The organism is Rhizobium sp. R86522, from assembly GCF_042466255.1.
In the GTDB taxonomy this organism is placed as follows: domain Bacteria; phylum Pseudomonadota; class Alphaproteobacteria; order Rhizobiales; family Rhizobiaceae; genus Allorhizobium.
The window spans coordinates 2715283-2728195 of sequence record NZ_JAXHBX010000001.1; the positions used below are offsets into that span (position 1 = coordinate 2715283).

Here is a 12913-nt window from a genome sequence, read left to right on the forward strand (position 1 = left end):
TCCACCTCCCTGGCGCCCGAACCGCACGACAGACGAAAGCTCCCTCGCCCATGAAAAACCTCCGGATTTCCTTCCAGCTGATCTTGCTGATCGGTGGCCTGATGGCGGCTTTTGCCGCCGCCACTTATCTGCAGGTCCGTTCCTCCACCGAGACCATCTACCAGCAGCGCTATGAACTTCTGAGAACACAGGTGGAATCGGCGCTCTCGGTCATGAAGGACTACAACGACCGCGCCGCGGCTGGCGAGTTCTCCGTCGAGGAGGCCCAGAAGCTCGCTTACGGGCAGGTTGGAAAGATGCGCTTCGAGCCGGACGGCTATTTCTTCGCCTATGACTACGACGTCGTGATGGTCTTTCATCCCAATACCAAACTGGTCGGCAATTCCGGCAAGGGCAAGGGCGACCCCAACGGCTTCCTCTACCGCGACGAACTGGTCAAGCTCGGTCGCGCCGGCGGCGGTTTCGTAGAGTTCATCGGTCCCAAGCCGGGCCAGGATCCGAACGATTACAGCTTCCCGAAGGCCGCTTACGGCAAGGCGTTCGAGCCCTGGAACCTCGTCGTTGTCACGGGCCTCTATACCGACGACCTGAAGGCCGAGATCCGGTCCAGCATCATGAAGACGGTCGGCATGTCCGCCGGGATCTTCTTCCTTGCTCTGATCGCGGCCTATTTCGTCATCCGCAACATCACCACCCCGCTCAAGGCGATCCATGACGCGCTGGAAGCCGTGGCCGACGAGAATGTCAACATTGCCATCCCGCATACCGACCTCAGCAACGAGATCGGCATGATGGCGACCGCCACGAAGAGCCTGCAGGACAAGGTGCGCGAGCGCCATGCGCTCGCCGCCCGCCAGGAAGAGCAGAAACGCGAACTCGACAGCGAACGCAGCCAGAATGCCGAAGCGCAGCTTGCTGAAGCTCGCCAGCAGGCGCATGTCGTTTCGACCATCGGCCAGTCGCTGGAACAGCTCGCCCATGGCGACCTGACGGTGCGTTGCGCCGATCTGGGCCCGAAATATGCGGCACTCCGTGACAACTTCAACGATGCGCTCGCCCGTCTCGAAGAGGCCATGGCCCGCGTCAACCTCAAGGGCAACGATATTGCCGTATCGAAGGAAGAGATCCGTCGGGCCTCGGGTGAACTTGCCACCCGCACCGAACGTCAGGCCGCCAATCTTGAGGAGACGTCTGCCGCCCTCGACGAGCTGACCGTCGCAGTTCGCCAGACGGCGGATGGTGCGCGGGAAGCGGCTAATCGCGTCGGCACGGTTAGCGACGAGGCCCGCCAGAGTGACGAGATCGTTACCAAGGCGATCAACGCCATGAGCGGCATCGAGCAGTCTTCCGCCGAGATCACCAAGATCATCGGCGTGATCGACGAAATCGCCTTCCAGACCAACCTGCTTGCACTGAACGCCGGTGTCGAGGCGGCCCGTGCGGGCGAAAGCGGCAAGGGCTTCGCCGTCGTTGCGCAGGAAGTTCGCGAGCTTGCCCAGCGCTCGGCGGCTGCCGCCAAGGAGATCAAGGACCAGATCGCCCGCTCGTCGGCTCAGGTCGAACAGGGCGTGCAGCTGGTCGGCCAGACCGGCGAAGCGCTGAAGCGCATCTCCGACCAGATCGCCAGCGCCAACGACATCGTCTCGAAGATCTCGCACAGCGCCCAGGAGCAGGACACGACGCTTCGGTCGATCTCGTCCGCGGTCAACCAGCTCGATACGGCAACCCAGCAGAATGCGGCGATGGCCGAGGAAACCACGGCCTCGGCCGAGGTTCTCGCCAACGATACCGGCGACCTGCTGGACCTGATCCGCAGCTTCAAGACCAGCCAGGCTGGTGCTGGCCAGCCGCAGTATCGCATGGCGAGCTGAGCGAACACCGCATCCATGAACACAAGGCCGCCGGAGCAATCCGGCGGCCTTTCTCGTTTCAGCGGATGCTTTTGATGTGTGCTTCGAGCTTGTCGAGTTCCAGGTCGGAGAAGACGTCGATGCCGGCCTGACGCATCAGGGCTGCCGTGACGCCAAAACCGGGATGGCGGGTGCCGGAAAACGAGCCGTCATAGATGAAGCCGGATCCACAGGATGGGCTGCCGTCGATGAGGAGCGCGAAGCGGCAATCCTGCGCGCGGGCGAAGGCCACGGCCTTGCGGCCACCCTCGATAAATTCCGCAGTGACATCGCCGCCTGTCACTTCCAACACCCGGGCCCGACCGGCAAGGACATCGTCACCGTTTTTGCCGCCTTCGATTTCAGCGGGTGGACGTGGCGTCGGCAGGCCGCCGGCCTGTTCGGGGCAGTAACCGACGAGCCGGCCCTCGGTCTTCCAACGCTCAATCAGGGGATCGTGGAGGGGCTTGCCCTTGCCGTCGTAACGGACAGGGCGCCCGAGCAGGCAGGCGCTTATGAGGATTTTGGGGGGCATCAAGGTCAGTCGTCCAGTTTACCCAGATAGTCGGCTCGCTCGTGAATGATGCGCACAACTTCCACCATGCTATCCTCCAGAATGACGTAGAAGATCAGATGTGAGCCGCAACGCCTGCGGCGGTAACCAGGCCGCAATGAAGGTACCTCGCTGCCTGAAAACGGATGGACTCCGATTTCCCCGATCATCGCAAGGATCTGCCTGAGGTATCGCTCGGCTTGAGCCTCAGACCATCGATCCCGCGTGTAGTCACCGATTTCGAGAAAATCCTGGCGTGCGGCCGGACTGAGCCGGATCTCAGCCACGGCTTTTCCATCTTTCGCGAACGGAAGTCATGAGATCTTCTGGATCGAAAGAAACGGAGGGCCCACTGTTTTCCCCCTCGATCAGCGCGTTGCGCAGCCATTCGACCCTGGCCTGCTCCTCCTTCAAAAGCTGCAGACCGGCTTCGACCACCTCTTGCGCCGACTTAAACTGGCCGCTTTCGAGCTGGGCGTCGATGAAGCTGTCAAAGGGCTCAGCGATGGTCACCTGGACGGGCTTGTTCATGCGAGTGGCCTCCGGCTTTCTTCGCGTCAAGAATAACACAAGATATCGCGGTCAGAAAACGGTCACTGGAAATGAAAAACCCCGCCGAAGCGGGGTCTCAAATCATCAGCCTGTGATCTTGGAGAAGTCGGCGACCGTTGCAGTCGCCTCGCGGATCGCCTTCAGGAGCGCCAGGCGGTTGGCGCGGATGGCGGCGTCCTCGTCGTTGACCAGGACGTCCTCGAAGAACTTGTCTACCGGGCCACGCAAGGTGGAGAGCGCCTGCATGGCGGAGCGGAAGTCTTCCGATGCCACGGCCTCGGCGGCGGATTTCGAGGCGGACTGGATGGCGGCAAAGAGGGACTTTTCCGCGTCGAGCTTCAACAGCGCTTCCGAGACGCCATCGGCGACGACGGTGCCCTTCTTCTCTTCGGCTGCCAGCAACTGGGTGGCGCGCTTGGTGCCGGCCAAGAGGTTCAGGCCGTCTTCCGAGGTGATGAAGGCGGTCAAGGCTTCGGCCTTGCGGGCAACCATCAGGAGGTCGTCGGCATCGGGCGTCAGCACGGCATCGATGATGTCGTGGCGGGCGCCTTGGTCGCGCAGATAGACCTTGAGGCGGTCGTGGAAGAAGGAGAGGAGGTCGGCATCCTTGGCGACCGATGCGATCGGCAGCCGGATACCCTTCTCCAGGATCATGCGCACGACGCCGAGTGCCGCGCGACGCAGCGCATAAGGATCCTTCGAACCGGTCGGCTTTTCGTCGATGGCCCAGAAGCCGACGAGCGTGTCGAGCTTGTCGGCAAGCGCGACCGTCAGGCCGACCTTGTCTTCCGGCAGGCGGTCGGAAGGGCCATTCGGCTTCCAGTGATCTTCGATCGCGGCAGCAACAGAGGCGACTTCACCCTGCAGGAGCGCGTACTTGCGGCCCATCGCGCCCTGGAGTTCGGGGAATTCGCCGACGGCTTCGGTGCGCAGGTCGGCTTTCGCCAGCACCACGGCGCGGTCGACGAGGGCGGCATCGGCGCCCACGATCGGAGCCAGCACCTTGGCCAGCGCCCGGATGCGCGCGACGCGCTCGCCTTGCGTGCCGAGCTTGGCGTGGAAGGTGACGTTCAGCGCATCGAGCTTGGCCATGCGCTGGTCGAGCGGCTTCTTCAGGTCAAGGTCGAACTTGGCGGCCGAGGCCTTCAGCGTGTCGAGGTCCGGCAGGTCGCCCTGGTCGCGCTTCCAGAAATGCAGGGCATCCGACAGGCGGGCGCGCACGACCTTGCCATTGCCATGCATGATCTCGCGGCCGCCGTCGGTGGCCTGGATGTTGGAGATCAGGATGAAATGGTTGGAGAGCTTGTCCGTCTCACCCTGCGGGCGCACGACAAAACACTTCTGGTTGGTCTTGATCGTCAGGCGGATGATCTCGGCCGGGATCGAGAGGTAATCCTCTTCAAACGTGCCGAGCAGAACCTGCGGCCATTCGACGAGACCGGAGACTTCCTCCAGCAGGCCCTCGTCCTCGACCAGGTCGAGGCCATTGGCAAAGGCGATGTCGCGGGCGTCATGCAGGATCATGTCCTTGCGGCGCTCGGCATCGAGGATGACCTTGGCGCGTTCGAGGCTCGAGACGTAATCGTCGAAACGCTTGACGGTGATGGCGTCGGGCGCGTGGAAGCGGTGGCCATAGGTGACGTTGGAAGCCACGATGCCGTCAATCTCGAAGGGGATGACCTGCACTTCGTCATGTTCGGGGCCGAAGGTGCAGATGATCGATTGCAGCGGGCGCACCCAGCGCAGGCTTTCCATGCCCTTACCCTCGATGCCGCCATAGCCGGATCCCTTGGGCATGGAGGCGAAACCGGAGCGCATCGACTTCGGCCAGGGGAAAGCCCTGATAATGCCGGGCATGACATCGGCGATGATTTCTTCGGCCGCACGGCCGGGCTTTTCCAGATAGGCGACGTAGAAATCGCCCTTCTTCGGATCGGTCTTGATGATGGCCTGGTCGATCGAGGTGAGGCCAGCGCCGCGCAGGAAGCCGTCGATCGCTCCTTGAGGCGCCGAGACGCTTGGGCCCTTCTTCTCTTCCTTGATGTCGGCGGAACGGGCGGTTAGGCCACGGATATCCAGCGTCAGGCGCCGGGGCGTCCAGTATTCGCGTGCACCCTCATAGGTGAGACCCGCATCGACAAGCGCATCGGTGACCATCTTCTTCAGATCGCCAGCCGCCTTGCGCTGCATGCGGGCGGGGATTTCTTCGGAGCGGAGTTCGAGCAGGAGATCGGGCATCGGGTCTGACTTTTCGAGATGTTGCTTGAGGCTGCGGCGGACTTAGCAAGCCCTGCGACAAAAGTCATCCATGGATCGGCGCAAAATGGCGGGTGGATCAGGCGGCGGCCAGGGGATCACCCCCACCCGCGCGTTACGCGCGACCTCCCCCCTCAAGGGGGAGGTGGATGGCTACCACCCTCCCCCGCCACCGCCGCCGCCGCCACCGCCGGAGGAGCCGCCGGAGAAGCCTGACGAGGACGAGGAGCTGGAAGGAGGCGGTGTCGGGATGGTGGAGGCGATCGTCGAGGCCATGGAAGACGAGAAGCCGCCGATGCGGTCACCGAACCCGCCGGGATTGCTGCCGTGGTACCAGCCGGGGCTGTAGGCGGCGGTCGCGGCGCCTGCGGCAGCGGTTGCGAGCCAGGTTTCGAAGGTCCGCGACCAGGGCTTTTCGACGCCGAGGGCCACCGCGTAAGGCAGGAGCTTTTCGAAATGGCTGGGCGACATCGTCGGCGCGCCGGCCATGTTCATCCGGTCCTTTTCGGCCAATGTCAGATAAATGCGCAGGCCCTCGATGCCGTCCATCAGCTTGCGGCCGAGCGGCGTCGGCGCGCCCATCAGGAAGAAGAAGAGCAGGTTGACCAGGAGGATGCCACCGAAGGCGATGAGCACCGGGAATTGGTGGGTGGATTCGAGGTCCATCCACATGGAGATCAGCATCAGGCTCATGGTGGAGAGCGCGACAAAGCCGATCAGGGCCAGCGCCAGGACGGCGATGATCTTGCTGAAGAGAGAGCGGCCCCGCCTGAACGAGTTGACCAGCCCGATGGTGAAAGTACCGAAGAACACCGAGAAGAAGGTCGGCACGAAGATCAGCGCATAGACGTCCTCGTCGAGGTCTCCGAAAATGAAAAGTGCTGCGACCACGGCAATCGAGAGGCCGATGCCGAGCGAAGTGTAGCCGGGATTGCCATTGTAGTACTTGTTGCGGTGTTCCTTCTCGATCGCCTGGCGGAAGCGGCTGCCGACCGATTGCACCTTTTTGCCGTTGGCCTTGTCGATGACGAGCGTGTCGCCGCTTGACGGAATTTCCGCAATCAGAGCAGCCTCACCGGACTGCAGCTTGCTGGTGACGGTCTTCTTCGTGCGGCGGATGGTGATGCTGCTGTCGAGATCATCGAGCTCGACATAGCCAGCAACTGCGAGATTGAGTGCTGCGGCGGAAAGTGCTGTCCAGCCGGCACCTGAGAAGCCTTTGTTATCGATGTAATTAACGAGCGCAGGAGAGATGCCTTCCGGCGGATCCCAGCGGGGGACCACGATACCTTTTGGCGGATCGCGGCCGACGGCGACCCAGGAGCGCAGGTAATAGAGGAAGATGACGGCCAGGCCGCCGAAGCCGATGATGGTGTTGAGGTTGTCGCGGATGAACCACCAGGTGCTGTCTTCCGACGAGGGCGCTGCCACCACGCCCTTGTCGAAGGCGAGCACGATGGTCAGGCCTTCGTTCGGGCTCAGTGGCTGCGTGGTCTGGAATTCGAGACCGTTCGATCCCGGGATTTCACGGGCGTTCTGAGCGGTGGAACCCGATGGACCGGTGTAGACGGTGGTTCTTGTCGGAACGGCATCATCTGGAAGCGTGACGGTCGCGCCCGCGCGATCGATCGGGAAGAGCCAGCCATTGCCTGTCACGTTCCAATAGAGCTCGTCGTGATCGTCGAAGTAACGGATCTGCCGGCCGGTCCGGTAGGTTATGGTGTAGGTGTATTCGCCTGGCTGGAGGAAGACGTCGGCTGAGCCGGTATAGATGCGGATGCCGCCGGAGACGGTTTCGGTATGGTTGGCCTCCGGCCGACCGTCCCGTTCAACCGAAATCAGCTCGAAATCGACCTTCTGGCGAAAGCCCCGCGCATCCTGCGCATAAAGCGGGAAGTCGCGGAAAATTCCGCGCCTGATCTCGTTGCCCTCGGCATTGACGGTGATCGTTTCCGTCACCTCGATCGTAGCGTCGGGCAGGACCACGATATCGGCGTGGTAGTCGCGGATGACCTCTTCAGCCTGCGCGCCGCATGCCATCCAGATGAGGAGAAGGAAGGCGGAGCACAGGCGAAGCAGTGAGGTCATTTCGGATCGTTCCTGACGAGTTCGACGCCGAGTGAGGCGAGCGCATCCCAGTAGGCGGGATAGGTCTTGGCGACACAGCCGGGGTCGAGGATGGTGATGTCGCGGATCTTGAGACCCGCGAGCGCAAAGCTCATGGCAATGCGGTGATCGGCGAAGGTGTCTATGGAGGCTGGAAGCGACTGGCCTGATAGCGACGGATCGGAGAAGACCACGAGGTCGTCGCCCTCTTCCTTGGCCAGGCCCGCGCGGATGTTGTTGAGGCCAGTGGAGACGGCGCGGATGCGGTCGCATTCCTTGACGCGCAAGTTCTCGATGCCAACGAAGCGCACGGGCGTCTCGTTGAAGGCGGCGAGCACGGCAATCGTCGGGATCGCATCCTGCATCTGACTGCCATCGATCACGGCCGGCATGTTCGGGAACTGGGCGATCACGTCATAGGCCTTTGCGTCCGGCTGGGTGAAGGCATCCGATGGCGTGCCGATATCGATCTGGCCGTTGGTCAGGACTTCCGCGCCCCAGAGATAGGTGGCGGCAGAGGCATCCGGCTCGATGTGGAAATCGGTCGCGGTATAGCCGGTTGGCTGGATGACCCAGGAGGCCGATGTCGGCTGCTCCACCTTGGCACCGAAGGCGCGCATGGCCGACATCGTCAGGTCGATGTAGCCTCGGGCGCCGATATCGGCACCGGCAAGCTCGATGGTGAACGGCTCCGAACCGCAGGCCGCCGCCATCTGGAGGGCCGAGACATACTGGCTCGAAAGGCCGGCATCGATGACCACGTGGTTCTTCTTGAAAGCGCCGTTGGCGTCGATCGCGACCGGAGGGCAACCGGAGGGCGCGGCGATGGCAACGCCGAGCGATTGCAGCGCCTCGACCAGCGGCTTGATCGGCCGCTTGCGCATGTGCTCGTCGCCATCAACGACGTAGCGGCCCTTGCCCAAAGCGAGTGCTGCGGTGAGGAATCGAGTGGCTGTGCCGGCATTGCCCAGGAAAAGCGGTTCCGCAGGCGACTTCAACTCGCCCGTGCTGGTGACGACGAAGGTGGTCGCATCCGGCTCCTCGACGGTGACGCCCATCTGACGGAGCGCTTCGGCCATGTAGCGGGTGTCGTCGCTCTTCAGCGCGCCGGTCAGGCGGCTCGTCCCCTTGGCGAGGCCTGCGAGCAGCAAAGCACGGTTAGTGATGGATTTCGAACCCGGAGGGCTCACCTTGCCGGTGAGGGCATGGGTGGACGGAAGGATGGTCACACTGTCAGTCGTCATTGATCTCAGTCTCTATGCATGGTCTTCAGCAGGCCTGCAAAGAAGCATGCTTTGCCTGTTTAACCGGTCGCGGGTTCTGGTTGGAAAACCTTAGAACAGTTTTCCGGAACCCGCTGGAAGTGGACGTCAGAACTTGACCGTCGGTACCGCACGGTCGGCCTCGTTGGCAATCTCGAAATAGGGTTTCTTCGAGAAGCCGAACTGGCCGGCGACGAGGTTGTTGGGGAAGCTCTCGACCTTGACGTTCAGATCGCGGGCCGCGCCATTGTAATAGCGGCGCGACATCTGGATCTCGCCTTCAACGGTTTCGAGCGAACGCTGCAGCTCGAGGAAATTCTCGTTGGCCTTCAGATCCGGATAGGCTTCGGCCAGCGCGATGATCCGGCCCAGCGCCGCCCCGAGCAGGCCTTCGGCCTGGGCGCGGCCAGCGACATCGCCCGCCGGCACGGCCTGGGCCTTGTTGCGCAATTCGACGACGTTCTCCAGCGTCTCCTTCTCATGGCCGGCATACCCCTTAACCGTCTCGATCAGATTGGGGATGAGATCTGCCCGGCGCTTCAACTGCACATCAATGCCCGACCAGGCTTCCTCCGCCATCTGCCGGGCCTTGACCAGACCGTTGTAGATGAAGACGAGGTAGGCGCCGATGGCGGCGATGATGGCCAGTGTCGTAAACATGAATGGCAGGCTCCCAGCTGATATGGCCGCACGTTAGCGGGTCAATATGGGAAAGTCATGATCGAAGTTCCGGCAAGCCCGAGGCGGCGAGCCGGAAAACGCCATGGAAGTTTGCTTCAAATTCGACACATACGGGAGCCGCTCTGTTAATCCGAGACCACTAATGTGAGCATTCGGTAGGTTTTTGCAGCGGAGCTGTCGCATGCAAGCTATGACCTGGAATACTCTGCCCTCGTGGGCCCTGCTCGCCAGCCGCGAAATTCTGAAGGCGGCGATCCCAGATCGACGGCTCAGCGACACGCTGAAGGAAATTCTTTCGATCATCACTGCGCTGCCGCAACTCGATCTTTCGGAGATGGCGGCGATCTATGTGCGCGACGCGGGACAGGACCGGCAACGGCTGCTGCATCACAACACGGCGGACCAGTTGGACCTGCCGATCGACCTGCCGCCGGGCGTGTGCATGCCCGAATGTATCGCCGAGCGCGAAGACCTCCACCCCTACTGGATACCCATTAGCCTGCCCGGCAATCCGGATTTCGGCATCGGCGTCTTCTTCAGCCGGAGCGAAAGGCCCATCAATCTGGAAAGCCTGTCGGCACTCCGGCTGCTCGCCCAGGACATCGGGCCGATCATCCAGCAGCGCAATGGCTGCACGTCTTCCCTTCTCGACATGGTCGAGCTCTCGACCGACGAGATCTATATATTCGAGCCGCAGCGCTTCACTATCAGCCGGACGAATGCGACGGCGAGTGTCCGGACGGGTTACGCGCGCGAAGCCCTGACCGGCATGACACCTGCTTCGCTCAAGGTGGGCATCTCCGAACTCGATTATCGCGCCAAGCTCATGCCGCTCGTCGAAGGCACTGCCCAGAGCGTCACCTTCGACGCGATCCAGCGGCGGCGGAACGGGACTGTCTATCCGGTCAAGGTGCATGTCTGGCGGATCCGCGGCCCCTCCTCCGACCTCTTTGCCGAGGTTGCAATCGCAACTGCCGACCAGCGCAAGGCCTTTGGGCTGCTGGAACAGGTGTTCGATGCCATTCCCGGCGGGATCGGCGTCTTCGACAATCGCTCGCGGCTCTTGATGGCAAACCGGCGACTCTACGACCTGATGAACATTCCGCCGGAGATGTTTCCGCCTGGTTCCAAGTTCGAAGACATCCTCCGCTACAATGCCAACCGCGGAGAATGGGGCGATGGCGACCCAGAAGTCATGGTGCGCGAGCGGATTGAGCAGGCAGCACTCGGCCTGCCCTACAGCTTTGAGCGCGAACGCAAAAGTGGCAAGGTACTGGCCGTGCGCTCGGAGCCGCTGTCGAATGGCGGCTATGTGTTGAGTTACTCCGACATCACGCTGCGCAAGCGGGCCGAAAAGGATCTCATCCGCCACCGCGACGCGCTCGAAAGAACGGTCCATCAGCGCACCGCCGAAATCGCCGCCCAGGCAGCAGCGCTGGAAGAGGCACTGCAGCAGGAGAAGAACATCAACGCGATGCAGCGGCAGTTCGTGGCGATGACCAGCCACGAATTCCGCACGCCGCTCGCGATCATCGACGGTGCTGCGCAACGCATCCAGCGCAAGAAAGGCGAGATGGAGACGCGCTTTCTCGCGGACAAGACGCAGCAGATCCGATCGGCCGTTGCCCGCATGGTGGTGCTGATGGAGAGCTTCCTGTCTGCCGGGCGCATGGACACCGGCAAGATCGAGCTGACACTGGTCGACTGCTCTCTGCACAAGTTGATCGAGCAGGCCATCAAGCGGCAGAAGCTCTCATCCCAGCATCACCGGTTCGACGCCGAAATCGAGGCTTTGCCGCCCGTCATCCGTTGCGATGCGCTGGGGATTTCCCAGGTGCTGACCAACCTGCTGTCCAACGCCGTCAAATATGCGCCGCGCGCGCCCGACATCACCATTCGCGGCTGGGAGGAAGACGGCTTTGTCTTTCTCTCAGTCAAAGACGAAGGCGTCGGCATCGACGCGGAGGATGTGCCGAAACTCTTCCAGCCCTATTTCCGCGCCCGCACCTCGACCGGCATTGCCGGCACGGGGATCGGCCTGTCGCTCGTCAAGCAGATCGTGACCCTGCATGACGGCGACATCTTTGTCGAAAGCGAACGGGGAAAGGGCACCTGTTTCACGCTTGTGCTGCCGGTCCAGGGACCTGCAGCCAAAGACACTGCCGAACCGGCGCCGGAGGTCAGCGCCGCCTGAACCAAGGGTCAGAAAGGAAAACTGCCATGATCACCGTGCTTTGCGTCGAAGACGAAAGAGACGTCCGCGAACTGATCGCCGAGGAACTGGAGGATGCCGGAATTCGCGTGCTGCAGGCGGAAAACGGCAAGGAGGGCCTCGACAAGATCCTCACCCATCGGCCTGATATCGTGATTTCCGACATCACCATGCCGGAGATGGACGGTATCTCCATGCTCGGCGAATTGCAGATCAACCACCCGCAATTCTCCAACATGCCCTTCCTCTTCCTGACGGCGCTCGCAGACCGGGAAAAGATGATCGAGGGCTTAGGCGCAGGTGCCGAGAGCTACCTTACCAAGCCCATCGACTTCGACGTGCTGATGGCGAAGATCCACGGCCTGGTCGTCCGGATCGAGAACCGGGTGGCGGCGGGGCTGGAGTTTTAGAAAGCTCAGGCAGCCCGGCCGAAGTTCGCGCCACCTGCATCGGTCAGCAGAAACGCCTCGCCGCAGCTTTTGGCCAGCGCACGAACGCGGCCGATATAGGCCTGGCGTTCGGTCACGGAAATGACGCCGCGGGCGTCGAGCAGGTTGAAGATGTGGGAAGCCTTGATGCACTGGTCATAGGCCGGGAAGACGCATTTGTGCAGACGCTGGTTTTCCGAGTCAGAAGGCGCGCCGGCCGCGAGGAGGGCCTGGCATTCCTTCTCGGCATCGATGAAATGGCGATGCAGCATCTCGGTGTTGGCGAATTCGAAGTTGTGGCGGGAATACTCCTGCTCGGCCTGCAGGAAAACGTCGCCGTAGGAGATCTTCTCTTCGCCTTCGCGGCCGTTGAAGTTCAGGTCGTAGACGTTGTCGACGCCCTGGACATACATGGCGAGGCGCTCGAGACCATAGGTGAGTTCACCGGCAACCGGCGAGCAGTCGATGCCGCAAACAGCCTGGAAGTAGGTGAACTGCGAGACTTCCATGCCATCGCACCAGCATTCCCAGCCCAGACCCCAGGCACCCAGCGTCGGGCTTTCCCAGTCGTCTTCGACAAAGCGAATGTCATGCAGCAGCGGATCAAGGCCGATCGCCTTGAGCGAGCCGAGATAGAGCTCCTGGAGGTTGGACGGGTTCGGCTTCAGGATGACCTGATACTGGTAATAATGCTGCAGGCGGTTCGGGTTTTCGCCGTAGCGGCCGTCGGAGGGACGGCGCGAGGGCTGGACGTAAGCGGCACGCCAGGGCTTCGGCCCAAGCGCCCGCAGCGTCGTTGCCGGATGGAAGGTGCCGGCGCCGACTTCCATGTCGTAGGGCTGCAGCACCGCGCATCCCTTGTCCGCCCAGTAGGCGTGCAGCGTCAGGATCAGCGCCTGAAAGGAGCGCTTGGGGTCCATATGCGGGGCAAGGGGCGTGGTCATCGGGCTATCCATCGGGTTGGCTCAGGTTGC

At 62.2% G+C, this 12913-nt stretch carries 11 protein-coding genes; 3 read left to right on the forward strand and 8 right to left on the reverse strand.

What is annotated here, in order from left to right; all coding sequences use genetic code 11:
* Positions 1-50 precede the first annotated feature (50 nt).
* The gene (locus SJY08_RS13305; protein WP_054148860.1) at positions 51-1871 is read left to right on the forward strand and encodes a methyl-accepting chemotaxis protein; all 1821 of its coding nucleotides are present in this window, start codon (positions 51-53) and stop codon (positions 1869-1871) included.
* Positions 1872-1929: 58 nt separating this feature from the next.
* Here SJY08_RS13305 and SJY08_RS13310 read toward each other — a convergent pair whose 3' ends face one another.
* The 7 genes from SJY08_RS13310 to SJY08_RS13340 form a co-directional block, all read right to left on the reverse strand.
* Positions 1930-2433: a DUF523 domain-containing protein gene (locus SJY08_RS13310; protein ID WP_377278591.1), complete on the reverse strand. Its 504-nt coding sequence runs from the start codon at positions 2431-2433 to the stop codon at positions 1930-1932.
* On the reverse strand, positions 2430-2729 hold the full coding sequence (locus tag SJY08_RS13315) for a type II toxin-antitoxin system RelE/ParE family toxin (protein ID WP_377276184.1): 300 nt from the start codon (positions 2727-2729) through the stop codon (positions 2430-2432). The genes SJY08_RS13310 and SJY08_RS13315 overlap by 4 nt, the downstream gene beginning before the upstream one ends.
* Positions 2722-2973 carry a type II toxin-antitoxin system ParD family antitoxin gene (locus SJY08_RS13320; RefSeq protein ID WP_054148857.1) on the reverse strand — a complete coding sequence of 84 codons (252 nt, stop codon included), beginning with the start codon at positions 2971-2973 and terminating at the stop codon, positions 2722-2724. The genes SJY08_RS13315 and SJY08_RS13320 overlap by 8 nt, the downstream gene beginning before the upstream one ends.
* A 105-nt stretch (positions 2974-3078) precedes the next feature.
* Entirely contained in the window at positions 3079-5232 is a 2154-nt protein-coding gene (gene glyS / locus SJY08_RS13325; protein WP_377276187.1) for a glycine--tRNA ligase subunit beta, read from the reverse strand.
* A 171-nt stretch (positions 5233-5403) separates the two neighbouring features.
* Positions 5404-7338 (reverse strand): DUF2207 domain-containing protein, encoded by a 1935-nt coding sequence (locus SJY08_RS13330; protein ID WP_377276189.1) that lies wholly within the window; start codon positions 7336-7338, stop codon positions 5404-5406.
* Positions 7335-8600 (reverse strand): 3-phosphoshikimate 1-carboxyvinyltransferase, encoded by a 1266-nt coding sequence (gene aroA, locus SJY08_RS13335; RefSeq protein ID WP_377276191.1) that lies wholly within the window; start codon positions 8598-8600, stop codon positions 7335-7337. The genes SJY08_RS13330 and aroA overlap by 4 nt, the downstream gene beginning before the upstream one ends.
* 126 nt (positions 8601-8726) lie before the next feature.
* Positions 8727-9278, reverse strand: a complete 552-nt coding sequence (locus tag SJY08_RS13340) for a LemA family protein (protein WP_054148853.1) — start codon at positions 9276-9278, stop codon at positions 8727-8729.
* Between the two features lie 202 nt (positions 9279-9480).
* Between SJY08_RS13340 and SJY08_RS13345 the strand changes: the two genes are divergently transcribed.
* Both SJY08_RS13345 and SJY08_RS13350 read left to right on the forward strand, forming a co-directional pair.
* On the forward strand, positions 9481-11493 hold the full coding sequence (locus tag SJY08_RS13345) for a PAS-domain containing protein (RefSeq protein WP_069042027.1): 2013 nt from the start codon (positions 9481-9483) through the stop codon (positions 11491-11493).
* A 26-nt stretch (positions 11494-11519) separates the two neighbouring features.
* On the forward strand, positions 11520-11921 hold the full coding sequence (locus tag SJY08_RS13350; RefSeq protein WP_054148851.1) for a response regulator: 402 nt from the start codon (positions 11520-11522) through the stop codon (positions 11919-11921).
* A gap of 5 nt (positions 11922-11926) precedes the next feature.
* Here SJY08_RS13350 and SJY08_RS13355 read toward each other — a convergent pair whose 3' ends face one another.
* The gene (locus tag SJY08_RS13355) at positions 11927-12859 is read right to left on the reverse strand and encodes a glycine--tRNA ligase subunit alpha (protein ID WP_140829073.1); all 933 of its coding nucleotides are present in this window, start codon (positions 12857-12859) and stop codon (positions 11927-11929) included.
* Between the last annotated feature and the right edge of the window lie 54 nt (positions 12860-12913).

Excerpts from the sequence above, each read along its gene's own strand:
- SJY08_RS13320 (WP_054148857.1), bottom strand. The coding sequence starts at position 2,973 with ATGAACAAGCCCGTCCAGGTGACCATCGCTGAGCCCTTTGACAGCTTC.
- SJY08_RS13355 (WP_140829073.1), bottom strand. The coding sequence starts at position 12,859 with ATGGACCCCAAGCGCTCCTTTCAGGCGCTGATCCTGACGCTGCACGCC.
- SJY08_RS13340 (WP_054148853.1), bottom strand. The coding sequence starts at position 9,278 with ATGTTTACGACACTGGCCATCATCGCCGCCATCGGCGCCTACCTCGTC.
- SJY08_RS13330 (WP_377276189.1), bottom strand. The coding sequence starts at position 7,338 with ATGACCTCACTGCTTCGCCTGTGCTCCGCCTTCCTTCTCCTCATCTGG.
- aroA (WP_377276191.1), bottom strand. The coding sequence starts at position 8,600 with ATGACGACTGACAGTGTGACCATCCTTCCGTCCACCCATGCCCTCACC.
- SJY08_RS13305 (WP_054148860.1), top strand. The coding sequence starts at position 51 with ATGAAAAACCTCCGGATTTCCTTCCAGCTGATCTTGCTGATCGGTGGC.
- SJY08_RS13350 (WP_054148851.1), top strand. The coding sequence starts at position 11,520 with ATGATCACCGTGCTTTGCGTCGAAGACGAAAGAGACGTCCGCGAACTG.
- SJY08_RS13345 (WP_069042027.1), top strand. The coding sequence starts at position 9,481 with ATGCAAGCTATGACCTGGAATACTCTGCCCTCGTGGGCCCTGCTCGCC.
- glyS (WP_377276187.1), bottom strand. The coding sequence starts at position 5,232 with ATGCCCGATCTCCTGCTCGAACTCCGCTCCGAAGAAATCCCCGCCCGC.